The sequence below is a fragment of the Azorhizophilus paspali genome, from assembly GCF_043587585.2.
Classification (GTDB): domain Bacteria; phylum Pseudomonadota; class Gammaproteobacteria; order Pseudomonadales; family Pseudomonadaceae; genus Azotobacter; species Azotobacter paspali.
The window spans coordinates 3651384-3675564 of record NZ_CP171449.1; the positions used below are offsets into that span (position 1 = coordinate 3651384).

The 24181-nt window shown below is 67.6% G+C and carries 20 protein-coding genes and 1 pseudogene; 4 read left to right on the forward strand and 17 right to left on the reverse strand.

Going from position 1 to position 24181, the window contains the following annotated elements:
• Nucleotides 1-43: 43 nt before the first annotated feature.
• A complete protein-coding gene (lptE, locus tag ACGI6K_RS17655; protein ID WP_376944884.1) occupies nucleotides 44-670 on the forward strand; it encodes an LPS assembly lipoprotein LptE in 627 nt (208 codons plus the stop codon).
• A 37-nt stretch (nucleotides 671-707) separates the two neighbouring features.
• Entirely contained in the window at nucleotides 708-1748 is a 1041-nt protein-coding gene (gene holA / locus ACGI6K_RS17660; protein ID WP_376944882.1) for a DNA polymerase III subunit delta, read from the forward strand.
• Nucleotides 1749-1776: 28 nt separating this feature from the next.
• Here the strand turns inward: holA and ACGI6K_RS17665 are convergent, their stop codons facing one another.
• Nucleotides 1777-2361: a YfbU family protein gene (locus tag ACGI6K_RS17665; protein ID WP_376944880.1), complete on the reverse strand. Its 585-nt coding sequence runs from the start codon at nucleotides 2359-2361 to the stop codon at nucleotides 1777-1779.
• Nucleotides 2362-2570: 209 nt separating this feature from the next.
• On the opposite strand from ACGI6K_RS17665, the gene arfA reads away from it, so the two are divergent.
• Complete coding sequence (gene arfA / locus ACGI6K_RS17670; RefSeq protein ID WP_012699560.1) at nucleotides 2571-2732, forward strand: alternative ribosome rescue factor ArfA; 162 nt, start codon at nucleotides 2571-2573, stop codon at nucleotides 2730-2732.
• Between the two features lie 361 nt (nucleotides 2733-3093).
• On the opposite strand, the gene ACGI6K_RS17675 is transcribed toward arfA, so the two are convergent.
• The 7 genes and pseudogenes from ACGI6K_RS17675 to ACGI6K_RS17705 form a co-directional block, all read right to left on the reverse strand.
• The gene (locus tag ACGI6K_RS17675; protein WP_376944878.1) at nucleotides 3094-3642 is read right to left on the reverse strand and encodes a thermonuclease family protein; all 549 of its coding nucleotides are present in this window, start codon (nucleotides 3640-3642) and stop codon (nucleotides 3094-3096) included.
• Nucleotides 3643-4067: 425 nt separating this feature from the next.
• A complete protein-coding gene (locus ACGI6K_RS17680) occupies nucleotides 4068-4508 on the reverse strand; it encodes a GlcG/HbpS family heme-binding protein (RefSeq protein WP_376944876.1) in 441 nt (146 codons plus the stop codon).
• A 128-nt stretch (nucleotides 4509-4636) separates the two neighbouring features.
• Nucleotides 4637-5122 (reverse strand): annotated as a pseudogene (locus ACGI6K_RS17685) (4-hydroxy-2-oxovalerate aldolase); the annotation flags it as partial.
• A gap of 204 nt (nucleotides 5123-5326) precedes the next feature.
• Nucleotides 5327-8554: an efflux RND transporter permease subunit gene (locus ACGI6K_RS17690; protein ID WP_376944874.1), complete on the reverse strand. Its 3228-nt coding sequence runs from the start codon at nucleotides 8552-8554 to the stop codon at nucleotides 5327-5329.
• Nucleotides 8555-8564: 10 nt separating this feature from the next.
• Nucleotides 8565-9824 (reverse strand): efflux RND transporter periplasmic adaptor subunit, encoded by a 1260-nt coding sequence (locus ACGI6K_RS17695; RefSeq protein WP_376944872.1) that lies wholly within the window; start codon nucleotides 9822-9824, stop codon nucleotides 8565-8567.
• Nucleotides 9821-11095 (reverse strand): TolC family protein, encoded by a 1275-nt coding sequence (locus tag ACGI6K_RS17700; protein WP_376944870.1) that lies wholly within the window; start codon nucleotides 11093-11095, stop codon nucleotides 9821-9823. The genes ACGI6K_RS17695 and ACGI6K_RS17700 overlap by 4 nt, the downstream gene beginning before the upstream one ends.
• Nucleotides 11096-11151: 56 nt before the next feature.
• Nucleotides 11152-11544: a hypothetical protein gene (locus ACGI6K_RS17705; RefSeq protein ID WP_376944868.1), complete on the reverse strand. Its 393-nt coding sequence runs from the start codon at nucleotides 11542-11544 to the stop codon at nucleotides 11152-11154.
• A 163-nt stretch (nucleotides 11545-11707) separates the two neighbouring features.
• Here ACGI6K_RS17705 and ACGI6K_RS17710 point away from each other — a divergent pair, with 163 nt between their 5' ends.
• Nucleotides 11708-13027 carry a lytic murein transglycosylase gene (locus ACGI6K_RS17710; protein ID WP_376944866.1) on the forward strand — a complete coding sequence of 440 codons (1320 nt, stop codon included), beginning with the start codon at nucleotides 11708-11710 and terminating at the stop codon, nucleotides 13025-13027.
• A gap of 353 nt (nucleotides 13028-13380) precedes the next feature.
• Here ACGI6K_RS17710 and ACGI6K_RS17715 read toward each other — a convergent pair whose 3' ends face one another.
• From ACGI6K_RS17715 to mrdA, 9 genes are all read right to left on the reverse strand, one after another.
• Nucleotides 13381-15177: a thiamine pyrophosphate-requiring protein gene (locus tag ACGI6K_RS17715; RefSeq protein WP_376944864.1), complete on the reverse strand. Its 1797-nt coding sequence runs from the start codon at nucleotides 15175-15177 to the stop codon at nucleotides 13381-13383.
• 365 nt (nucleotides 15178-15542) lie between these two features.
• Nucleotides 15543-16520, reverse strand: a complete 978-nt coding sequence (lipA, locus tag ACGI6K_RS17720) for a lipoyl synthase (RefSeq protein WP_376944862.1) — start codon at nucleotides 16518-16520, stop codon at nucleotides 15543-15545.
• Nucleotides 16517-17173 (reverse strand): lipoyl(octanoyl) transferase LipB, encoded by a 657-nt coding sequence (lipB, locus tag ACGI6K_RS17725; RefSeq protein ID WP_376944860.1) that lies wholly within the window; start codon nucleotides 17171-17173, stop codon nucleotides 16517-16519. Before lipB ends, lipA begins: the two co-directional genes overlap by 4 nt.
• Nucleotides 17173-17451 carry a DUF493 domain-containing protein gene (locus tag ACGI6K_RS17730; protein ID WP_012699514.1) on the reverse strand — a complete coding sequence of 93 codons (279 nt, stop codon included), beginning with the start codon at nucleotides 17449-17451 and terminating at the stop codon, nucleotides 17173-17175. Before ACGI6K_RS17730 ends, lipB begins: the two co-directional genes overlap by 1 nt.
• A gap of 70 nt (nucleotides 17452-17521) precedes the next feature.
• Nucleotides 17522-18724 carry a D-alanyl-D-alanine carboxypeptidase family protein gene (locus ACGI6K_RS17735; protein WP_376944858.1) on the reverse strand — a complete coding sequence of 401 codons (1203 nt, stop codon included), beginning with the start codon at nucleotides 18722-18724 and terminating at the stop codon, nucleotides 17522-17524.
• Nucleotides 18725-18786: 62 nt separating this feature from the next.
• The gene (locus ACGI6K_RS17740) at nucleotides 18787-19746 is read right to left on the reverse strand and encodes a septal ring lytic transglycosylase RlpA family protein (protein WP_376944856.1); all 960 of its coding nucleotides are present in this window, start codon (nucleotides 19744-19746) and stop codon (nucleotides 18787-18789) included.
• A complete protein-coding gene (gene mltB / locus ACGI6K_RS17745) occupies nucleotides 19743-20771 on the reverse strand; it encodes a lytic murein transglycosylase B (protein WP_376944854.1) in 1029 nt (342 codons plus the stop codon). Before mltB ends, ACGI6K_RS17740 begins: the two co-directional genes overlap by 4 nt.
• A gap of 14 nt (nucleotides 20772-20785) precedes the next feature.
• Complete coding sequence (rodA, locus tag ACGI6K_RS17750) at nucleotides 20786-21934, reverse strand: rod shape-determining protein RodA (protein WP_376944852.1); 1149 nt, start codon at nucleotides 21932-21934, stop codon at nucleotides 20786-20788.
• Nucleotides 21935-22254: 320 nt separating this feature from the next.
• Entirely contained in the window at nucleotides 22255-24177 is a 1923-nt protein-coding gene (gene mrdA / locus ACGI6K_RS17755) for a penicillin-binding protein 2 (protein ID WP_376944850.1), read from the reverse strand.
• Nucleotides 24178-24181: the final 4 nt, after the last annotated feature.

Consider the following 24181-nt stretch of genomic DNA (forward strand, 5'->3'; position numbering starts at 1 on the left):
TCCCGGCGGCAAGACGCCGCCGGTCACTCAAAGGGGAAACCAGATGATCAAACGGAGCCTCGCGCTCATCGCCCTGACCGGCCTGCTCGGCGCCTGCGGCTTCCAGTTGCGCGGTACCGGCGAGACCGGACGCATCTCCATCAGCGAACTCAACCTGAGCGCCCGCAACGCCTACGGCGAGACCCAGCGGATGCTGCGCAGCCAGCTCGAAGCCAGTGGCGTCAAGGTCTATCCCGGCGCGCCCTACGAACTGGTGCTCACCCGCGAAACCGAGAAGCAGCGTACCGCCAGCTACACCAGCTCGGCGCGCAGCGTCGAATACGAGCTGACCACCACCCTCGAATACGAACTGCTCGATGCCCACAAGCAGTTGCTCGGCAACAACGAGCTGCAGGTGCGCAAGGTCTACGTCCACGACCAGAACAACGTCACTGCCTCGACCCAGGAAGCCCAGCAACTGCGCGAGGAAATGCGCCGCGAGATGGTTCAGCAACTGATGCTGCGCCTGCAGCAGCTCACCCCGGACCGTATCGCCCTGATGGAGCAACGGGCCAAGGAGCGCGCCGAGGCCGAGGCACAGGCCGCGGAGGCGGAGCGCCGCGCCCGGGAAGAGCAGCAAGACGAGCCGCAGCAGTCGCCGCTCGAACTGCCGCCCACCCTCATGCCCTGACGCCTCCGGGCGGGGCTGCGGCCCCGCCCCTGCCGCCATGAAACTCTCTTTTGCGCAACTCCCCAGACAGCTTAAGGACAGCCTGGCACCGGTCTACGTGGTCAGCGGCGACGAGCCGCTGCTCTGCCAGGAAGCCTGCGACGCCATCCGCGCCGCCGCCCGTGCCCAAGGCTTCAGCGAGCGCCAGGTGTTCAATGCCGACGCAGGCTTCGACTGGAATCAGCTTTACGAGGCCGGTGCCAGCCTGTCGCTGTTCGCCGAGAAACGCCTGCTGGAACTGCGCATCGCCAACGGCAAGCCTGGCGACAAGGGCGCCGCGGCGATCCTCGAATACCTGGCCCGCCCCGCCGAGGACAACCTGCTGCTGATCGACTTGCCCAAGCTCGACGCCGCCACCCAGAAGAGCAAGTGGGCCAAGGCGCTGCTCGACGCCCCGCAGGTGCAATTCGTGCAGGTCTGGCCGGTCGACGCCCAGCAACTGCCGCAGTGGGTCCGCCAGCGCCTGGCCCAGGCCGGGTTGGCCGCCAGCCAGGAGGCGCTGGAACTGATCGCCGCCCGCGTCGAAGGCAACCTGCTGGCCGCCGCCCAGGAGATCGAGAAGCTCAAGTTGCTCGCCGAGAACAATCAGGTCGGTGCCGATACCGTGCAGGCCGCGGTGGCCGACAGCGCCCGCTTCGACGTCTTCGGCCTGCTCGACGCCGCCCTCGCCGGCCACGCCGCTCATGCCCTGCGCATGCTCGAAGGACTGCGCGGCGAAGGCGTGGAAACGCCGGTGATCCTCTGGGCACTGGCCCGCGAATTGCGCCAGTTGGCCGGCCTGGCGCAGCAATACGCCCAGGGCGTGCCGCTGGAAAAGGCCTTCGCGCAGGCGCGCCCGCCGATCTGGGAAAAACGCCGTCCGCTGCTGGCCAAGGCCCTGCAGCGCCACTCGGCGACACGCTGGAGTCAGTTGCTGCTGGACGCCCAACTGATCGATGCGCAGATCAAGGGCCAGGCCGAAGGCGAGCCGTGGAACGGCCTGGCCCGGCTGGCCCTGGCCATCGCCGGCCAGCGCCTGGGCCTGCCGCCGGAGCGCTGAGAGACGACGCGCCGGCGGCCAGAAGGGGTCATGCCCGGAGCAACACGTCGGCGTCCAGTTCCATGCCGCTCTTCGGGATAATTTCCGCGTTCAGTATTTCCGCCAATGCCTCTACCGACAGCCCGGACGCGCAACCAGTACCCGAGAAGCGTTCGTACACTTTCAGCATCCGCCGGTAGCTATCGGCTAGGATCCGGTGCGAGTCAGTATCGCGCCCCTTGAAGATCGGCCAGCGACCCAGGTTGTTCACCAGGATCTGGACGATCCCGCGCAGATCGGCCTCGTGGTTGCCATCGAAACCGCGAAACCTGGGATCGCGCCCGAAAGCCGGGGCCAGCCTAGCCAACTGCTCCCGGCGCACCCCGTCGAAGCCGGCATAGGCCTCCTCGATGGCGTCCCACATGCCCAGCACTTCGGCGACGAAGGTGACGGCCTCGGGGACTTCGACGCCGTCTCCGAACAAACCGGGATAGGCCCAGCCGAGCGCCCAGCCGTGGTCGTCCCGGACCATCCGCTGCACGAAGAGCGGGTCGATGCCGTTGTCGATGCCAAGACGGGCGTGGATATCGGTGAGCAGGGTGACGATCAACTTCTGTTGGTTGGAAAACTCCATTTCTACTTCATCCTTGTTTTTGTTTTGCCGGAGATACCTGCATATAGTCCGTCCATCGGGCAAATTCCAGTCGGGCCGTCCGGATATCCGTTCACGGGAAGCGATATCGGAGCGGACGGGCGCGGCCACACGCCGCACCGCTGGACATTTTTTGACCAGCCGCGCATGATGCGCACGCCTGCATGGGGCAGGCCCACAGGAGGACGCCCATGGCGAAGAAATCCGTTTCCCGGCCCAACAAGGCCAAGTCCCTGGTCGCACAACCCTTGTTCCGTTGCCGCCAGGAACCCGCGAAGAAAGGCAAGGGCAGCTATCGCCGCGAAGCCTTCCGGTCCGACGACCGGGAGGCTTTCGTCTTTCTGGCTGCCTGAAAGGCCCGCCTCCCCTCTCCCCGCTCGCCCCATACCTTCTTCGCCGCCACGGCGGAAATCTCCCCGGCACGCGCCGCGAGCCGTACGTTTCGCAGCTCTTCCCGCCGTGCGCCTCAATGCCCAGGCGTCTCGCCATGAGCGTTCAGCGGCTACGCATGGGCACATCTAAAAACCACCTGCGTGGTCATCGCTGCGTTAAAAACAGGCTCAAAATGCTCATTTACAGCGCGTAAACTCCGCTTTTTCGCCTGTTTTTGCCTTGCGCTGACTGCCTCGCCTACGTTTTTAGAGGTGCCCGCGTGCCGTGCTTTCGGTCGGCCGTACGTCAACCAAGCGACAACGATGCCGGGAGATGGGCCTGTCAGGCACTCAAGAACCGAAAGATGATGTCCGGGACCCACCGGGAAATATCCAGACGCCCCGTTACCCACAGGTAGGCACCACCGGCCAGCACGCCCGCCACTAGCATCGCCAGCAGCCATGGCCTCCAGCTCTTTTCAACTGGCCGGGCCTTCCCTTTCCCGAGCTTGCGCCACTCCCACGGCGGTACCCGCTTCGCCTTCGGCAAGGCCCACAGCCCCTGCCTGGCCCTGCGTGCCCGCTCTTCCAGCCGGGCAAACTCCGGCTCTTTGCAATAGTCGTGGTAAACCCAGGCATGGCCGTGTCTGACCATTTCCTCATTGACGAACGTGCGCCCGCGAAAGACCCTGCCGACAATCCGGCCATAACGATCCCGAGCCGTCTGCTCGATCCTAACGCTCTTGTTGAGCACCAGCGCCGCCAGTGCCTCTCTCGCCTCCGCACCATAGGGCTGGGCCTGCTCAGGGGTATCGATGCTGCACAACCGCACCACCACGATCAGACCGTCGCCACAGTTCGCCTTCAGGGTATCCCCGTCGGAAACATGCACTACCCTTGCTTCTAGCAGTTTCTTCCTACCTGTCATCGATGAACACCACTCATGCTGCAATCCCGTCCGGGTCCCTCGAAGCTCGTGGCCCCGGACTGACGATAAAAAAGGCCGCGCAGTATGACAGGGACTTTCGTGCCGTAAGCCATCGCCTACAGCAGATGGGGCGCTCTCCCCATTGGTTCGGAACGGCCAGCGGCGTAGATTGAATCCCGCCAAGACGTCGAAGGATCGACGCAGGCCGACCAGGGATGGCGGCCGATGGGACAGTCGCAGGATGCGGCTACTTCGTCAGGACGACGAGCACAGGGGCGTAAGAAGCAAAACGGCGAGGCCAACTTCTCGCCGTTTTTGCGTGCGTCGGAGAAAACCAGCCGTTCAGTTCCGCTGCCGTCGAAAGCGCCACGGAAAAGCGCGGCGGCGCGCTATGCCGAAGGCGCATCCAGCAGGGCCAGCACGGCGCGCGCCGCCGCCTGGGCGCATTGCTCGTCCTGCTGTTCGGAAGTACCCGAGATGCTGATGGCACCCACTGCCACCCCCTCGAACGGAAAAGGCTCTTTACCGCCGAACAGGGCCATACGCGGCTGCAGCGGCAGACCCTGGCAAGCCGCGTCGGACATTCCGGCCAAGCGCTCTTCCCAGACCCGCGTCGGCACCCCGACGACGGCGGTCGGCGCCTTGTTCGGGGCGATGTCGCGGCATTGCAGCGGCGCGCTATCCATGTGCGCGGTGTGGATCGGCAGGCCTGCCGCGTCAACCACCACGATGCTCACTCGCACCGACAGCGCCATGGCCCGGTCGAGCGCCGCTTGCAGGACGCGCAGGGCCAGGTTGATGCTTTCGGCCAGGCACAGAGAAGGCTTCATCGCATTCGCTTCCTGTCTTGGCAAAAAGGCCCGGCAGCGGAACCGCTGCCGGGCTCGAAAACCGCCACGGCCAGGCCGGACAAAGCGGTCGGCTCGTTACACCGAGGCCTACCGGGCAGCGCCCCCCGCTGGCGCAGCAGATCCAGCGCCACATCGACGATCATGTCCTCCTGGCCGCCGACTATCCGCCGCCGACCCAGCTCGATCAGGATGTCCAGGGTGCTTAGGCCATATTTCGCCGCCGCCACCTCGGCATGGCGCAGGAAGCTCGAATAGACCCCGGCATAACCCAGCGCCAGCGTCTCGCGGTCGACCCACACCGGACGGTCCTGCAGCGGCCGGACGATCTCGTCGGCGGCGTCCCTCAATGTATAGAGATCGGTGTTGTGGTTCCAGCCCAACTGCTCGGCCACGGCGACGAACACTTCCAGCGGCGCGTTGCCGGTGCCAACGCCCATGCCCACCAGGCTGGCATCGATGCGGTCGCAGCCCTCCTCCACCGCGACGAGGGAGTTGGCCACCCCGAGGCTCAGGTTGTGGTGAGCGTGGATGCCGGTCTGGGTGGCCGGGTCGAGCACGTCCTTGACCGCCTGGTGCCGGGCGAGCCGGACATCGAGCAGGAACCGGTGCGCAGGGAGGCGCTGATGCTGGCGCTGCCGGCCAAGCATCCGCTGATGGCGCGCGACGCCATCGATCCGGGCGGGTGTTGCAGGAGCCCTTCATTCCTCCCTGGCCACGGTCCGCCAGCCTCGAAGCGGCGCTTGAAGCCGACGACCGGCAGACGTTTTGAGGATGGCAGCGAGCCGGGCGCGGCAGGCTCAGGCGCTCGGCTCCTCCTGCCGGCGCGCCGGCACGGCCGCGCATGCCTCCTCCGGCCGCGGTCCGGGCGCGTCCTTTTCAGCGTGTAGCCAGCGGTACAGCGCCGGCAGCACCACCAGGGTCAGCAGGGTCGAGGAAAGGATTCCGCCGATGACCACGGTCGCCAGCGGCCGCTGCACCTCGGAACCGGCGCCGACGTTGAAGGCCATCGGCAAAAAGCCCAGCGAGGCGACCAGGGCGGTCATCAGCACCGGGCGCAGGCGGCCGAGGGCGCCCTCGACGATCGCCGTTTCCAGCCCGGCGCCGCGCTCGTGCAGGCGGCTCACCGAGGCGATCATCACCAGCCCGTTGAGCACCGCTACCCCGGACAGGGCGATAAAGCCTACCCCGGCGGAGATCGACAGCGGAATGCCGCGCAACGCCAGGGCAATCACTCCGCCGGTCAGCGCCAGCGGTACCCCGCTGAACACGATGAGCGCATCGCGCACCGAATTGAAGGCCCAGAACAACAGGGCGAAGATCAGCGTCAGGGTCACCGGCACCACGATCGCCAGGCGCTGGCTGGCCGAGATCATCTGCTCGAAGGTGCCGCCATAGTCGATCCAGTAGCCGGGCGGCACCTCGACCTCGGCGGCCACCCGCTGGCGCAGTTCGACGACGAAGCCGCCGAGGTCGCGCCCGCGCACGTTGGCGGTCACCACCACCCGGCGCTTGCCGTTCTCGCGGTTGATCTGGTTGGGCCCCTGCTGGATCTCCAGGGTCGCCACCTCGCGCAGCGGCACGGTCTGCGGCGCGCCGGCCAGCCAGGCGGCGGCGCGGCTGGACTCGTCGGCGTTGCGGTCGTCGCCGAGCGGGATCGGCAGGTCGGCCAGTGCCGCCGGGTCCTGGCGCAGGCGCTCGGGCAGGCGCACCACGATGTCGAAGCGCCGGTCGCCCTCGAACAACTGGCTGGCGACCTCGCCGCCGACCGCCGTGGCCAGGGTGTCCTGCACCGCGCCGGGGTTGAGACCGTAGCGCGCCAGTGCTTGGCGGTCGGGAGTGACGCTGAGCAGCGGCAGCCCGGTGGCCTGCTCCAGCTTGACATCGGCCGCGCCCGGCACTGCCCTGGCGGCGCGCTCGATCTGCCGGCCGACCGCCACCAGTTGCTCCAGGTCGTCGCCGTAGAGCTTGATCGCCACGTCGGCGCGCACCCCCGAGATCAGTTCGTTCATGCGCATCTGAATCGGTTGGGTGAACTCGTAGTTGTTGCCCGGCAGGCGCTTGACCGCCGTCTCGATCTCGGCGATCAGTTCGGCCTTGGGCTTGCGCGGATCGGGCCACTGTTCGCGCGGCTTGAGGATCAGGATGGTGTCGGCCACCGAGGGCGGCATCGGGTCGGTGGCCACCTCGGCGGTGCCGAGCTTGCCGAACACCCGCTCGACCTCGGGGAACTGCTTGATGCGCGTCTCCAGGGTCGCCTGCATGCGGATCGCCTGGTCCAGACTGGTACCGGGAATGCGCAGCGCGTGCAGGGCGATGTCACCTTCGTCGAGGCTCGGTACGAACTCGCTGCCCAGCCGGCCGGCGAGCGCCGTGCAAATGGCGACCAGCGCCAGCGCCATGGCGATCAGCCAGCCGCGCCGGCGCAGCGACCAGCCCAGCAGCGGCGCGTAGCCGCGCCGCGCCCAGCGCATCAGGCGCGTGTCATGCTCGGCCATGTGGCCACGCAAGAACAGCGCGATGGCCGCCGGCACGAAGGTCAGCGACAGCAGCATGGCACCGCTCAGGGCCAGCACCACGGTGATCGCCATCGGCTGGAACATCCGTCCCTCGACCCCGGTGAGGGTGAGGATTGGCAGGTAGACGGCGGCGATGATGCCCAAACCGAACAGGCTCGGGCGGATCACCTCGGCGCTGGCCGAAGCCGCGGCATCCAGCCGCTCGCCGTCGCTCATCGGCCGGCCCAGCGCCTGCTGCAGCATCCCGAAGCGGCGCAGGCAGTTCTCGATGATGATCACCGCGCCGTCGACGATCAAGCCGAAGTCCAGCGCGCCCAGGCTCATCAGGTTGCCCGATACCCCGCCACGCAGCATGCCGGTGACGGTGAACAGCATGGACAGCGGGATCACCAAGGCGGTGATCAGCGCCGCGCGGAAGTTGCCGAGCAGCAGGAACAGCACCACGATCACCAGCAGCGCGCCCTCGGCCAGGTTCCTGGCCACCGTCTCGATGGTGCGCTCGACCAGCCGGGTGCGGTCGTAGACCGGGTTGGCGCTGATCCCAGGCGGCAGGCTCAGGTTGGCCTGGGCCAGCCTTTCTGCCGAGGCCTGGGCGACCTCGCGGCTATTGGCGCCGATCAGCATGAACACCGTGCCCAGCACCACTTCGCGGCCGTTCTGGGTGGCCGCGCCGTTGCGCAGCTCCGGCCCCTCGCCCACCTCGGCCACGTCGCGCACGCGGATCGGCACGCCCTCACGGCGATCCAGCACGATGTCGCGCAGACCATCGAGGTCGGCGATCTGTCCGGGCGCGCGGACCAGGAACTGCTGGCCGTTGCGCTCGATGTAGCCGGCGCCGAGATTGCGGTTGTTCGCCGCCACCGCGCGGACCACGTCCTGCAGCGTGAAGCCCAGGGCGACCAGCCGCGCCGGATCGGGAGTGATGTGGATCTGCCGGGCGAAGCCGCCGATAGTATTGACCTCGGTGACGCCGGGGGTATTGCGCAGTTGCGGGCGCACCACCCAGTCCTGCAGGGTGCGCAGGTCGGTGGCGCTCCAGGGCGTGCCGTCGGGCTTGCGCGCATCGGTGTCGGCATCGAGCGTGTACATGAAGATTTCGCCCATGCCGCTGGCGATCGGCCCCATGGCCGGTTCGAGGCCGGCCGGCAGTTGCGTGCGCACCTGCTGCAGGCGCTCGCCGACCTGCTGGCGGGCGAAGTATAGGTCGGTGCCGTCCTCGAACACCACGGTGACTTGCGACAGGCCATAGCGCGAGATCGAGCGCGTGTAGTCGAGGCCCGGCAGGCCGGCCAGCGCGGTCTCGATGGGGAAGGTCACGCGCTGTTCGGCCTCCAGCGGCGAGTAGCCCGGAGCCTCGGTGTTGATCTGCACCTGGACGTTGGTGATGTCCGGGGTGACGTCGATCGGCAACCTGGTGAAACTCCAGCCGCCCAGGCCCGCCAGGGCCAGGGTGAGGGCGAGCATCAGCCAGCGCTGAACGATGGCGAAACGGATAATGTTCTCGAGCATCGCGGCATCCTCAATGGTCGTGGGAAGCGCCGGACTTTTCGATGTCCGCCTTCACCAGATAACTCTGCTCGACCACCACCTGGTCGCCCGGCTCGATTCCCGAGAGCACCTCGACCCGTTCGGCATCGCGCTTGCCCAGCTCGACCGGACGCACCTCGTAGGTGTCGCCGACGCGGACGAACACCACCTGCCAGTCGCGAAAGCTCTGCAGCGCCGCCAGCGGCACGACCAGCGCGGCCGGCTGGCGAGCGACGACGATGCGTGCCTTGACCGCCGAGCCGGGGCGCCAGAAGCCGTCGGCGTTGGCCAGGCTGGCGCGCGCCACGGTGCTCTGGCTGGCGGTCGCGGTGCCGGGCAGCACGCGCTCGACGACGCTGCGCGCGCTGGCGCCGTCGCTCAGACGGGTCACCTCGACGGGCAGGCCGGGGCGGATGTACTGGGCATCGGCGCCGAACAGGTGCAGATCGACCCACAAGGTCGACAGGTCGGCGATCTCGAACAGGGGCGCGCCCTCGCCCGCCAGGGCGCCGAGGCTGGCATTGCGCACCAGCACCACGCCGGAGATCGGCGCGCTCACCGCATACTCGGTCAGGCTCAGGTTGCTCTCCACGCTGGCCAGAGTCTGTCCGGCGCGGACCCGGTCGCCGACATCCACCGCAAGGCGACGGATCGGTCCGGGAAAGCGCGCCATGACCTTGGCGATCCTGCCCTCGACCGGGGTCAGCAGCCCCTGCACCTCGTGGGTGTCGGCGATTTCGCCGGGGCCGGCCGGCGCCACGCGGATGCCGGCCTCCTCGGCGATGGCCTGTTCGATCTCGGTACGCCCCTCGTAGCTCGGGTAGCTCCAGTGCAACGCCTGGCCTTCGATGCTGGCGAGCACCTCGACGTCGAAGGAGTGCGGCTCGCCGACTACGCTGGAAGCCATCAGGCTGCCATCGGCCAGGGCTTCCAGCCGGTGACTCTCGGAACGCTCGCCGAGGCGCTTGAGACGTACCTCGACGCTGCCGGCCGAGGCCGGCAGCAACCGGCCGTCGCGGTACAGCCAGGCCTGGTATTTCGGCGGCGTGCCTTTTTCGGCGACGGCCAGCTCGACGGCCAGCGCGCCCTCTTCGAGCAGGCGACCGCCGTGTTCGCCCTTGGGCGGCTCGTCATGCTCGTCATGTTCGCCGGCATGTTCGTGATGGGCGGACTCGCCCGCCGGCTGGCCGTCACAGCCAGCCAGCGCCAGGATCAGGGCCAGCGGCAGGCCAGCCAGGAAAGAGGTTTTCACGGGGTGTTTCCTTTGTCGGTGGGCTGGCCGGCGATCAGGGGCTGGCCGGTAAGCCGCTGGATTTCGATGAGGGTGCGCTGGGCGTCGAGCGCGGCGTCGAGCTGCTGGCGGCGGGCGGCGGTCCGCTCGGATTGCAGTTGGGCCCACTCCAGGTAACTGATGGCGCCGGCGCGATAGGCACGCTCGGCGGCGCCCTCGGCGCGCGACAGCAGAGGAATCACCTCGTCCCTCAGGCGGCGCACTTCAAGTTGCGCGGCGCGATAGCGGCCGTGGGCCTCGGCCAGGGTCGAGTGCAGCGACAGCTCGCGTGCCTCGCGCTCGATCTCCAGCGCGCCCAGCTCGGCCTCGGCGGCGCGGATCTCCGGCGCGGCACGGCGCGTCTCCCCCAGCGGCAACGACAGGGTGCCGACCATGCCGAAATCGTCGCTCGCCTCAAGGCGGCGCATACCGGCCTGCCAGCTCAGATCCGCCGTCGCCTGGCTGCGCGCCAGTTGCAGGCGCGCCTCGCGGATGCGCCGCTCGCCGACGAACTGGGTCAGTTCCGGGCTGTCTTCGAGCAGTGCGCCCAGCGCGGCGAAGTCGGCGATCTCCGGCAAGGCCGCGGGATCGGCGGCGGCGATGTCGAAACGCGGATCGCGCTCGCCCCAGAGCGCCGCCAGATACTGGCGCGCGGCCTCGAAACGCTGCCGCGCGCGGGCCTTCTCCAACTCGGCGCGGGCCAGTGCCGCCTCGGCGGTGAACACCACCGACTCCGGCGAGGCGCCGGCCTGCAGGCGCCGACGCGCCCCGGCCAGGGTACGCTGGCGCTGGGCGATGTCCTGCTCGGCGATCTCGCCTTGGCGGCGGGCGGCGACCATGGCCAGATAGCGCCGGGCCACTTCGGCCAGCAGATCCAGGCGCCGCGCTTCACGCTCGACCGCCAGGGCGTCGATGCGGCTGCGGGCCAGGGTCTGGCGCGCATCGAGCTTGCCGCCGCGCTCCAGCACCGAGGCCAGCGTGAGGGTCAGTTCGGCGCCTTGCAAGCCACGCGCCTCGCCACTGCCGAAGGCGTTTTCCAGGGTGGCGCCAGCGACCAGCGCCGGGCGCAGGGCGGCCCGCTCGCGCTCCGCGGCGAGCAGCGCGCCACGGCTGTCGAACAGACGCAACTCCGGATGGTTGGTGGCGACGCGGGCGAAGGCGTCGTCCAGGGAAAGATGGTCGGCGCCGAGCGCGGGCCAGGCCGCGGCGGACACCGCGACCCAGACGGCGAGCGCCGCGAATCGTGAACGCATGTGAAGACTCCGATCGAATCAGGGTAAGGGAACCCCGGCCATGGGCCGGCGGAGGCTTACGCGGCGATCGGCGGTCGGAAGGGAGCGTTGAGGGGCGATGCGGGCAGCAGCGGCGTTTCGTCCCGGACTCGGGCGGGTCCCGCCGGAACCACGGTCAGGCGCGGGAAGGCGGCCAAAGCCAATTGTGCGACATGCCCGGCGCAATGGGCGGAATGGAGCAGCGCATGGAAGGCGTCGCCGTTCTCTCCGTCCGCCTGGGCGTGGGTGCCCGGATCGCCGTTCGGAGCGGAGACGAACCCAAGATCGGCATGTGCGCCGAACGGCGCATGGGAAAAATCGTGGAGTTCGCCGAGCGAGGTCAGTACCAGCATCAGCGACATGGCCAGCAGCAGCGCCAGTGCGGCGAGGCACGGCACGAACACGGGGCGATGGCGGGAAGAACCGGACATGACGGCGAGGACCTGGGCAATCCGCTAGCGGCGAGCGCACCTACCCTACACGCGCCAGCAGTATGGCGCAACCGGGGCGCCCTCTCTCCCGACGGTCCGGGCGGACAAGCCTGCCCCGGCATGCTATGGTCGCCGCTCGATCGTAGCTTTCCGAGATGTACTGATGCTCCGCACCCCGGCCCACGGCCAGATCCTCCGCCAGTTGATCGCCGGCAGCGCACTGGTCCTGCTGACCGCCTGCGTCGACACCCCCACGGCCGACTCCGCCCCGGCGGTCGTCGCGCCGCCTCCGGCCACCTCCGGCACGGCCACGGCGCCGACGGTCGCCGCCCCTCCCGCTCTCCCGACCGCGATGCCCGTCGCCGCGAGCTTCGAGGACTGGCGCGACGGCTTTCGCAACGAGGCATTGGCCAACGGCATCCAGCCGCAGCTCTTCGACCAGGCGTTCGCCGGCGTCGCCCCCGATCCCACGGTGATCTCCGCGGACCGCAGCCAGCCGGAATTCACCCGGCCGGTCTGGACCTACCTGGAAGGCGCCCTGGCCGAGCAGCGGGTGCGCAGCGGCAAGACCCTGCTGAACCAGCACACCGCGCTGCTGGAGCAGGTCGAAGCGCGCTATGGCGTCGACCGCCAGGCACTGGTGGCGGTCTGGGGCATGGAAAGCAACTTCGGCCAGGTGATGGGCAACAAGTCGGTGATCCGCTCGCTGGCCACCCTGGCCTTCGAGGGGCGCCGTCCGCAGTTCGCCCACGACCAGTTGCTGGCGGCCCTATCGATCCTGCAGAACGGCGACGTGCGACCGGAACGGATGATCGGCTCCTGGGCCGGCGCCATGGGCCAGACCCAGTTCATCCCGACTACCTACCTCAGCCATGCGGTCGACTTCGACGGCGACGGACGCCGCGACATCTGGGACTCGACCGCCGACGCCCTGGCTTCCACCGCCCACTACCTACAGGCCTCCGGCTGGCGCCGGGGCCAGCCCTGGGGGTTCGAGGTGCGGCTGCCGCAGGGCTTCGACTATGCCCTGGCCGACATGACCACCCGCAAGTCGCTGCACGAATGGCGCCAGTTGGGCCTGGCTCTGCCCACCACCGCCGTTCAGGACGCCGAGCAGGCCAGCCTGCTGCTGCCCGCCGGGCATCGCGGCCCGGCCTTCCTGGTGCTGGATAACTTCCGCAGCGTGCTCAGGTACAACAACTCCACCTCCTACGCGCTGGCCATCGGGCTACTCGGCGAACGCTTCCAGAACCGCGGACAGATCGTTGCCGCCTGGCCGCTGGGCGATACGCCGCTGAGCCGCAGCGAACGCATCGAGCTGCAGAACCTGCTGGCCAGCAACGGCTTCGACCCCGGCAGCGCCGACGGCATCATCGGCGCCAATACCCGCAAGGCGGTGCGCAACTTCCAGCAGCGCCTCGGCTGGCCGGCGGACGGCTACCCGACCAGCGAACTGCTCGAGGCCCTGCGCCAGCCCAGGTAGCCCTTCTCCCCGGTAGAGCGGCTCCACAGGCGCGACACGCTCCTTGCCCGAGCCGCCTTCAAGCCCGGCGCCATCCCGGACAGGCCTGCCTGTCGGTCGTCGCGGGACGGCTTCGACCATGCCCGCGCCCCGCCAGGACAGGTCGGCCAGGCGATGAGCGGTCGCCCGGAGCCCGAAAGACAGCCCCGCCAAGGGCTCCGGCCGCTTGTCGACAAGGGGTGGGAGCGGATTTATCCGTGCTCGGGGCCATGCGCATCGCGAATAAGTTCGCTCCCGCCAGAGCGCTATCGCCTCGTTCCCTTGGGCGAGACCTTGAAAAAGCCGGCTTCGGAAAGCTCCCGCCCCGCCAGCGCTCAGCCATCTCGGTGACGGCCGGGCAGGACGCTGCCGAGCACCTGCTTGGCGGTCTGGGCGATGATGCCGACCTGGTTCGGGTCGCCCCGCAGTAGGGTGCCGGCGAATTTCCTGGCCTGCTCTAGCGTGATGTGCGGCGGCAGCGGCGGCACGTCGGGGTCGGTCTTGAACTCGATCAGCACCGGCCGGTCGGCGGCCAAGGCTTGTTCCCAGGCGGCGGCGACGAGGTCGTCGCGGTCGACGTAAATGCCCCTGAGGCCGATGGATTCGGCGAAACGGTGATAGGGCACGTCGGGAATGTTCTGCGAAGCCTCGAATTTCGGGTCGCCCCCCATGACCCGCTGCTCCCAACTGACCTGGTTGAGGTCCTGGTTGTTGAACACGCAGCAGATCCAGCGCGGGTCCTGCCATTCCCGCCAATACTTGGCGACGGTAATCAATTCGGCCATGTTGTTCATCTGCATGGCGCCGTCGCCGACCAGGGCCACTACCGTGCGCTCCGGGTAGAGGAACTTGGCGGCGATGGCATAGGGCACGGCGGCGCCCATGGAGGCTAGACCGCCGGACAGCGAGCACATCATGCCGCGGCGGATTTTCAGGTCGCGGGCGAACCAGTTGGCGCAGGAGCCGGAGTCGCAGGTGACGACAGCCTGTTCGGGCAGGCGCGGCGACAGCTCGAAGACCACTCGCTGCGGGTTGATCGGCTTGGCCGAGGCTAGGGCGCGACGCTCGAGCTTCTTCTCCCAGTCGCCGCGCCACTCCTCGATGTCGGCGCGCCAGCGGCGATCCTCCTTTTCCCGTAGCAGCGGCAGCAAGGCGCGCAGGGTTTCGGCGGCGTCGCCCTCCAGATTGACCTCCATCGGATAGCGCAGGCCGAGCATGTCGGCCTTGAGGTCGATTTGCACGCCACGCGCCTGACCCTCCCTGGGCAGGAATTCGGAATAGGGAAAGCCGGAGCCGATCATCAGCAGCGTGTCGCATTCGCTCATCAGCTTGTAGCTCGGCTCGGTGCCGAGCAGACCGATGGAGCCGGTGACCCAGGGCAGTTCGTCGGGCAGCGCCGCCTTGCCGAGCAGCGCCTTGGCCACGCCGGCGCCGAGCGTTTCGGCGACCTGGATAACCTCGTCGCTGGCCCCCAGGGCACCGGCGCCGACCAGGATGGCGACCTTGCTGCCGGCATTGAGCACTTCGGCGGCGCGCTGCAGGTCCTCGTCGTACGGCAGCTTCCTGGGGCGGCTGTAGCCGATGCCGGAGTGCAGGGTGCCGTGCGCGTGCGGCGGCTCGCTGTAGTCCATCTCCTGCAGGTCGTTGGGCAAAACGATGGCGGTCACCCGGCGCTCGCCCAGCGCGGTGCGGATCGCCCGGTCGAGCAGATGGCGCACCTGCTCCGGCACACTGGCCTGCTGGACGAAGGCTCCCGCCACGTCCTTGAACATCGACCCCAGGTCCACTTCCTGCTGATAGTGCCCGCCCATGGCGGTGCGCGCCTGCTGGCCGGCAATCGCCAGCACCGGCATGTGGTCCAGGCAGGCATCGTAGAGCCCCGTGATCAGGTGCGAAGCGCCCGGCCCCGAGGTGGCGATGCAGACGCCCAGGCCGCCGCCGAACTTGGCCTCCGCCGAAGCCATGAAGGCGGCCATTTCCTCGTGGCGGACCTGGATGAAGCGGATCTTCTCCTGGGCACGGCTCAGGGCGCCGAACACCCCGTTGATGCCGTCGCCCGGATAGCCGTAGATGCGTCGCACACCCCATTGGTACAGGCGCTCAACCAGAAAGTCACCGACCGTCGTTGCCATGGCAAACCCCGCTGGATGAGAGTCCGAAATCCGGACCGAGCGGCGCGGCGAGCGCCCATAGAGCGCGAAAGCATGCGAGCAAAGTGCCGCGACCGGAGTCCGATATCCCGAGCCCCGGACCGTGCCATGCGGGCGCGAGCGGCGCGCGGCCGGGAAGCCGCGATCCGGGCCGGCCGGTCGAACGCTGGACGGACTCCGGCCCCAGGACACTTAGGTCTTGACCGAGGGGGGCGCAAAAGATTCGCGTTTTCCGGCGGGCGGCTGCCGAGGGCTCCGCGCTAGGCATGGAGAGCATGAGGCCGGGGCGGGAACATTCCGCTCCGAGGCGCGCAGGCCCCGTTCGAAACCTCCCGCGCGGCGGACGATCAGTCGCCTTTCGCGCCGTGGGCCTGCTGGTCGGCGTGATAGGAGGAACGCACCAGCGGGCCGGAGGTGACGTTCTTGAAGCCCATCTTTTCGCCCTCTTCGGCGAACCAGGCGAAGGTGTCGGGATGGACGAAGCGCTGCACCGCCAGGTGGTTGCGCGAGGGCTGCAGATACTGGCCGAGGGTGAGCATGTCGATCTCGTGCTCGCGCATGCGCTTCATCACCTCGATCACTTCTTCGTCGGTTTCGCCGAGGCCGAGCATCAGCCCGGACTTGGTCGGCACAGCCGGTACGCGCTTCTTGAAAGCCTCCAGCAGGTCCAGCGACCATTCGAAGTCCGCCCCCGGACGCGAGGCCTTGTACAAGCGCGGCACGGTTTCCAGGTTGTGGTTGAACACGTCCGGCGGCTCGGCCGCGGTAATGTCGAGAGCGATCTCCATACGTCCGCGATAGTCCGGCACCAGGGTTTCCAACTGGGTGCCGGGACTCAGCCGGCGGATCTCGCGCAGGCAGTCGGCAAAGTGCTGGGCGCCACCGTCGCGCAGATCGTCGCGGTCCACCGAGGTGATCACCACGTACTTCAGGCGCAGGTCGGCGACGGCGACAGCGAGGTTCCTCGGCTCGTCGGGGTCGAGCGGGTTCGGGCGGCCGTGGCCGACGTCGCAGAATGGGCAGCGGCGGGTGCAGATGTCGCCCATGATCATGAAGGTAGCGGTGCCGCCGGCGAAGCATTCGCCGAGGTTCGGGCAGGAGGCCTCCTCGCAGACGCTGTGCAGCTTGTGCTGGCGCAGCAGTTGCTTGATCCGCTCGACCTCGGGGGAAGCCGGCATGCGCACGCGGATCCAGTCCGGCTTGCGCGGCAGCTCCTCGGTCGGAATGACTTTTACCGGGATGCGGGCGACCTTCTCCGCGCCACGCAGCTTGACTCCGGTTTCGACCTTGGCCGGGCTCTTGCCCGTGGTTTCCGTCGTACTCATATGCTTTCGATCCCGCCCATAAGGGTCTTCGCTTCAGCGTAACCGAGCTGCGCAGCGAGCTGTGCACGCAGGCGGCTGCGCACCTCGGCGAATTCGACCGGCCCGCGGGCCTGATCCTTGAGTTGTGTCATGAGCATGCCGGCATAGCCGCAGGGATTGATGCGCTGGAAGGGCGCCAGGTCCATGTCCACGTTCAGCGCCAGTCCATGGAAAGAGCGGCCGTTGCGGATGCGCAGGCCGAGGGAGGCGATCTTCATCTCGCCGACATAGACCCCCGGCGCATCCGGCCTGGCATGGGCCTCCACGTCGTAGCCGGCAAGCAGCTCGATCAGGCTGCGCTCGATGCGGCTGACCAGTTCGCGCACGCCTATCCCCGAACGACGCACATCTAGCAGCAGGTAGCCGACCAACTGGCCAGGGCCGTGGTAGGTCACCTGACCGCCGCGGTCCACCTGCACCACCGGAATGTCGCCGGGGAACAGCAGATGCTCGGCTTTGCCGGCCTGGCCCTGGGTGAACACCGGGGGATGCTCGAGCAGCCAGAGTTCGTCGGGCGTCTGTGCTCCCCGCTGGTCGGTGAAGCGCTGCATCGCCTGCCAGGCCGGCAGGTAGTCGAGCAGGCCCAGTTCGCGGACACCGATCACTGCCGTCATCAGAGTACCATGTGCACGCGCCCGGTGGCGCGCAGGTCGAGGTGGATGGCCTGCAGTTGCTCGACGCCGGTGGCGGTGATCAGCACCTGTACCGAGAGGAAGCGTCCGTTGCGGCTATCGCGCAACCTAAGGGTGGAACTGTCCAGGTCGGGCGCATGCCGCTGGATCACTTCGACCACCAGGTCGGCGAAGCCCTCGCCGGCATCGCCGATCACCTTGATCGGGTAGCGCTCGCAGGGAAATTCGATTTTCGGAGCTTGTACGTCGGTATCGGTCATGGCGGCGGCGGACGGTCGGCCCGCGGGGACGGCCACCCGCCGGAAACGGCGGGCGGCGGTCGGTCGAGGTTCAGTTGAACAAACTGTAGAAGAACAGACGGATGCTATCCCATAGACGACGGAACAGACCACCCTCCTCGACGGCTTCCAGGGCTATCAGATCAACGCTGCGCAACACCTGCTCGCCTAGCCGGACCTCGACCTTGCCGACCACGGCGCCCTGCTGGATCGGCGCGATCAGTTGCGGCTCGAAGGCGCTGGTGGTGGTCACTTGCTTGAGCTGGTTGCGCGGCAGGGTCAGGGTCAAATCCTCGGCCAGACCGATCCTAACCTCGTTGTTGGCGCCTTTCCAGACCGGCGAACGGGCCAGCTCGACATTCTTCTGGAAGAAGGTCTGGGTCTCGAAGAAGCGGAAGCCGTAAGTCAGCAGCTTCTGGGTTTCGGCGGCGCGCGCCTGTTCGCTCTTGGTGCCGAACACCACGGCGATCAGCCGCTGGCCGTCGCGTACCGCGGAAGCCACCAGACAGTAACCGGCCTCGTCGGTGTGGCCGGTCTTCAAACCGTCCACGGTCTTGTCGCGCCACAGCAGCAGGTTGCGGTTCGGCTGCTTGATGTTGTTCCAAAAGAATTCCTTCTGCGCGTAGATCGCATAATGCGCCGGATCGTCGTAGATGATTGCGCGGGCCAGCTTGGCCATGTCGTGGGCCGAGGAATAGTGCTCCGCATGCGGCAGGCCGGTGGCGTTCATGAAGTGGGTGTTGCTCAGGCCGAGGCGCTGGGCGGTGGCGTTCATCATGTCGGCGAAGGCGTCCTCGCTGCCGGCGATGTGCTCGGCCAGCGCCACGCTGGCGTCGTTGCCGGACTGGATGATGATGCCGTGCAGCAGGTCGCTGACGCTCACCTGGGTGCCGACCTGGATGAACATCCGCGAACCGCCGGTACGCCAAGCGCGCTCGCTGACGGTGACCAGGTCGCTTTCCTTGATCTGCCCGCGCTTGATCTCCAGGGTGGCGATATAGGCGGTCATCAGCTTGGTCAGGCTGGCCGGCGGCAGGCGCTGATCGCCGTTGCTCTCGATCAGCACCTGGCCGCTGGCGGCATCCATCAGCAGATAGGCGGTGGAGGCCAGTTGCGGCGGCGCCGGAATGGCCTGCGGCTCCGCGGCCCGCGCCGGGGCCGGCGTGGGCTGGGGCTGAGGCTCGGCGGCCCAGGCGCTCGGCACGCCGATCAGGAGGGCCAGGAAAAGGCGTTGCACAAGTCGGGTGGTTTTCATCGTTCCTCGGGGTCGTTGGCTGGTCGAACACACCCTTGCGGGCTATGGAGAGGGGCCTGGTCTCAATCGAGCCTGACCAGGGTCGGCTGGCCGAGTCTGGCCAAGCGCACGCTGTCCTGCAGCCGGCGCGCCTCGTCCTGGCTGCCGATCGGGCCAAGACGCACACGGTGGAAGATCTGCCGGTCGCGTACCACTGAGCTGACGAACACCGGGGTGGAACTGATCCGGCTGAGCTTGTCCTTGAGCAGCTCCGCCGCATCCGGATTGGCGAAGGCACCGACCTGCAGGTACAGCCCTGCGTCCGGCACGGCGACCGCCGTGGGAAACACGGGGGCCGCATGTTGCGCGGGCGGCGGCGAGTACTCCTCGATCGGCTGCGCCGCCGGCCGCGCCTCGGCCAACGGCGGCCGGGTCGGCGCCAGCGGTGGCTTGCGACCCTGCTGGGCCAGCCACTCTTGCGGATCGATGCCCTCCACGCTAACCCGCGCGGTGCCGGTCTCGGCATAGCCGAGCTTCTTCGCCGCGGCGAAGGACAGGTCGATGATCCGCTCCGAATAGAAGGGACCGCGGTCGTTGACCCGCAGGATCACGCTTTTATGGTTATCCAGGTTGGTCACCCGGACATAACTGGGCAGCGGCAGGGTCTTGTGCGCCGCGCTCATCCCGTAGAGATCGTAGAGTTCGCCGTTGGCGGTAGCCTGCCCGTGGAACTTGGTGCCGTACCAGGAGGCGGTACCGGTGGCCTTGTAGCGGCGGCCGTCGTTCATCGGATAGTAGGTCTTGCCCAGTACCGTGTAGGGGTTGGCCTTGACCGGCCCGTAGTGAGGCGTGGGCACCGCATCGGGAATCTTCGAGACGTCGACGTCCCACCAGGGCGCACCGTCCTTGAGCGGACGCGGCTGGCTCGGCTTGGTCCCGGACGACGCCGCGCCGCGCTCCGGCGACGTGCTGGAGCAACTGACCAGCAGCGCCAGGCCGCCGAGCAGGAGCAAACGGATCGACAGGGCAGCACGGCTCGTCATCGGCGGCCGCTCCGCGTTTGAAGCAGCAGATCGGAGAGCTGGTACACCGCCATGGCGTACATCACGCTGCGGTTGTAGCGGGTGATCGTGTAGAAGTTCGGCAGCCCCATCCAGTACTCGTCGCCGTCGGCGCCTTCCAGGCGAAAGGCGGTGACCGGCAGGCCGTCGTCGAGAGAGTCGCGGCTACGCCAGCCGAGGCTGCGCAGTTCGCCGACGCTCATCGCCGGGTCCAGCCCGGCGGACAAGCCTTTTTCGGCCTCGGTTCCTGCGATATCGGCACGGCTGGCCACCGGCGCGCCGGCGACCCAGCCGTGGTGCCTGAAATAGCTGGCGACGCTGCCGATGGCGTCGGTCGGGTTCTTCCAGATGTCGATGTGGCCGTCGCTGTCGAAGTCCACCGCATAGGCGCGGAAGCTGCTCGGCATGAACTGCGGCAGCCCCATGGCACCGGCGTAGGAGCCGGTCAGGGTGAGCGGGTCGACCTGCTCCTCGCGGGTCATCAGCAGGAACTCGCGCAGCTCCTTGCGGAAGAAGGGCGCTCGCGGCGGGTAATCGAAGCCCAGAGTGGACAGCGCGTCGATCACCCGGTAGTTGCCGGTGTTGCGTCCGTAGAAGGTTTCCACGCCGATGATCGCGACTATCACCTGGGCCGGCACGCCGTATTCCCGTTCGGCGCGGGCCAGGGCCTCCTCGTGCTCGCGCCAGAAATCCAGGCCGCGGGCCACGCGGGCCTCGGTGATGAAGATCGGCCGGTATTCCTTCCATGGCTTGGCCCGCTCCGCCGGCCGCGAGACGGCGTCGAGGATCGGCTGCTTGCGCTGCGCCTCGCGGAACAGACCGAACAACTGTTCGCTAGCAAAGCCATAGTCGCGGGTCATCTCCGCGATGAATTCGTCGACCTGCGGTGAATCCGCGTAATCGCCAGCCAGCACCGCGCCGCCATGCAGCGCGCAGCTCAGCCCCAAGGAGCCCGCCAGGCTGGCCAAAGACAGGGTTCCGGCCACCCGGCCACGCCGTATGTACATCGATCCGCTACTCTTCAAACTTGCGCGATCCATTTGCGATGGGTGTGGATCGACATCAAAACCCCAAACCCTGACAGCAGGGTCACCAGTGAAGTTCCACCGTAGCTAATGAACGGCAGGGGTACGCCCACCACCGGCAACAGGCCACTGACCATACCGATGTTGACGAATACATAAACGAAGAAGGTCATGGTCAGACCTCCGGCCCAGAGCTTGCCGAACAGCGTCTGCGCCTGCACGGTGATCACCAGCCCGCGGGCGATCAGCAACAGGTAGATCAGCAACAGCAGACAGGCGCCGACCAGCCCGAACTCCTCGGCCAGGACGGCAATGATAAAGTCCGTATGGCTTTCCGGCAAAAAATCCAGGTGCGACTGGGTGCCGAGCAGCCAACCCTTGCCGAACACCCCGCCCGAGCCGATCGCCGCCTTCGACTGGATGATGTTCCAGCCGGTGCCCAAAGGGTCGCTTTCGGGATCGAGGAAGGTATGGATACGCTGTTTCTGGTAGTCGTGCAGGACGAAGTACCACATCCCCACGGCGACCGGCACCACGGCCGCTACCGCGCCGATGATCCACAGCCAGGGCAGTCCGGCGACGAACAGCACGAAGGCCCCGGAGGCGAGGATCAAGAGCGAGGTGCCGAGATCCGGCTGGCGCACGATCAGCACGAAGGGTATGCCGATCAGCACCAGGGTGACGGCGGTGTGCCTGAGCCCTGGCGGCAGGTTATTGCGGGCGAGATACCAGGCGATGGTCGCCGGCATGATGATCTTCATGAACTCCGAGGGCTGGAAACGGATCACTCCGGGAATGTCGATCCAGCGGGTGGCGCCCATGGCGTTGTGCCCTATCACGTCCACGATCAACAACAGGATCACCCCCAGGACGTAGGCCAGCGGCACCCAGCGCGCGATGAAGCGCACCTCCAACTGAGCGATGACCAGCATGGCGAGCAGGCCGAGGCCGAACGAACTGGCCTGCCTCATCAGCAGGTCGAGGTTCTTGCCGCTGGCCGAATAGAGAATGAACAGGCTGCCGGCGGCGAGCAGCAGCAATAGCAGCAGCAGCGGGCCGTCGATGTGCAGACGCTGCAGCAGGGTGGCGCGACGGCGCAGCACATCCTCGTCAGACAGGGTGCGATCGAAGCTAGGGCCTGTCATCAAGCATCTCCCCGGTTGCGTTGCTGCCGGAAGCGGAGCCGGGTAGGTGCAACCTGCGGACAATGGTCGTTCCCTTACCGAGGGCCGCAACGCCGCATGGCTCCATTTCCGGCGCAATCCGGCGGGACGGGCCTGCTTCGGCATCGCGCCGCGTCGCTCGTCGTTCATTCGGAACGACCATGAAAACGCCGGGAGCGTTTTTACGCGCAAGATCCGTGGGAGTGAAGCACATGGATGAGTCGGACAAACGCCCTTCCTCGCACCTTGCCCCGTACCGGAACAGGCTCCGTCGCGACACGGGAAACAATTGACGACAGGCCCTACTGTTCACGAATGCCCTCCTGCGGCGCCGCAGCGAACTGCGCCGTCGCCTTCAACTGGCCTTTTTCGTCGAGCAGCCAGGCGTCCATCACCTGCTTGGCCACCGGCGCGGCGACGCCGGAGCCGGACTCGCCGTTTTCCACCATCACCGCCACGGCGATCTGCGGATTCTCGGCCGGGGCGAAGGCGATGAACAGCGCATGGTCGCGATGACGCTCCTGCACCTTGTTGCGGTTATACCTTTCGCCCTGGCGGATCGCCACCACCTGCGCCGTGCCGCTCTTGCCAGCGATGCGGTAGTGTGCCGTGGCGCCGACCTTGTGCGCGGTGCCGCGCGCACCGTGCATGACCTGCTGCATGTCGGAATTGATCAGGTCCCAGTTGTGCGGCTCCCTGAGTTGAATGTCCGGCGGTGTCGGGCGCGTCTCCAGAAGGCCGCCCGCCACCAGTTGCTCCGGGGTCAGGCCGTCGGCCTGCATCAGCAGGCGCGGACGGTGCCACTTGCCCTTGTTCGCCAGGAGGGCCGTGGCCTGGGCCAGTTGCAGCGGGGTGGCCAGCATGTAGCCCTGGCCGATTCCGGTGATCAGGGTTTCCCCCGGATACCAGGCTTGGCGCCGGCTGACCCGTTTCCATTCGCGCGAGGGCATCAGCCCGGAGGCCTCCTCGAACATGTCCAGGGACACCCGCTGGCCAATGCCGAACTGACTCAGATAGCGGTGCAGGCGATCGATGCCCATGCGGTGCGCCAAGGAATAGAAATAGGTGTCGTTGGAACGGGTGATAGCCGCCTCCATGTTCACCCAGCCGTCGCCGCCGCGGTTCCAGTTGCGGTACTTGTGGCTGACGTTGGGCAACTGGAAGAAGCCGGGGTCGAAGACCCGCGTGCTGCGCTCCACCACCCCGCTGTCGAGTCCGGCCAGGGCGACCATCGGCTTGATGGTCGAACCCGGCGGATAGATGCCGCGCAGCACCCGGTTGTAGAGCGGACGGTCGATGGAATCGCGCAGTGCGGCATAATCCTTGAGGCTGATCCCGGTGACGAACAGGTTGGGATTGAAACTCGGCTGGCTGACCATCGCCAGCACGCCGCCGGTCGCCGGGTCGATGGCGATCACTGCGCCGCGCCGGTCGCCGAGGGCCGCCTCGGCGGCCTTTTGCAGGTTCAGGTCGAGGGTCAGGGTGAGATCCTTGCCGGGCACCGGGGCGGTATGCTTGAGCACCCGCAGCACCCGCCCGCGGGCGTTGGTCTCGACCTCCTCGTAGCCCACCTGGCCGTGCAGCAGATCCTCGTAGAACAGTTCTATGCCGGTCTTGCCGATATGGTGGGTGCCGCTGTAGTCGACCGGGTCGAGCCTCTTCAGTTCGCGCTCGTTGATCCGCCCGACGTAGCCGACCGAATGGGCGAAATGCTCGCCCTGCGGATAGTGACGGACCAGTTGGGCGGCCACTTCCACCCCCGGCAGAAGGAACTGGTTGACCGCGACGCGGGCGATCTGCTCCTCGGACAGCTCGAACAATACCGGCACCGGCTCGAACGGCCGGCGTCCCTGGCGCACGCGCTTCTCGAACAGGGCGCGCTCCTCCGCGCCGAGTTCGAGCACCTCGACGATGGTGTCCAGCACCTTCTGCCAGTCGCCGGCACGCTCGCGAGTCACCGTCAGGCTGAAGCTCGGCCGGTTATCGGCGAGAATCACCCCGTTGCGGTCGAAGATCAGCCCGCGGTTCGGCGGGATCGGTTGCACGTGGATGCGATTGTTTTCCGCCAGGGTCGAGTGATGCTCGTACTGAACTACCTGCAGGTAGTACAGGCGCACCACCAGCACCAGCGACAGCAGCACGATAGCCGTGGCGCCGACAACGGCCCGCGCGCGCACCAGGCGCGCGTCCTTCTCGTGGTCTTTGAGGCGAATCGGCTCCGGCATCTGC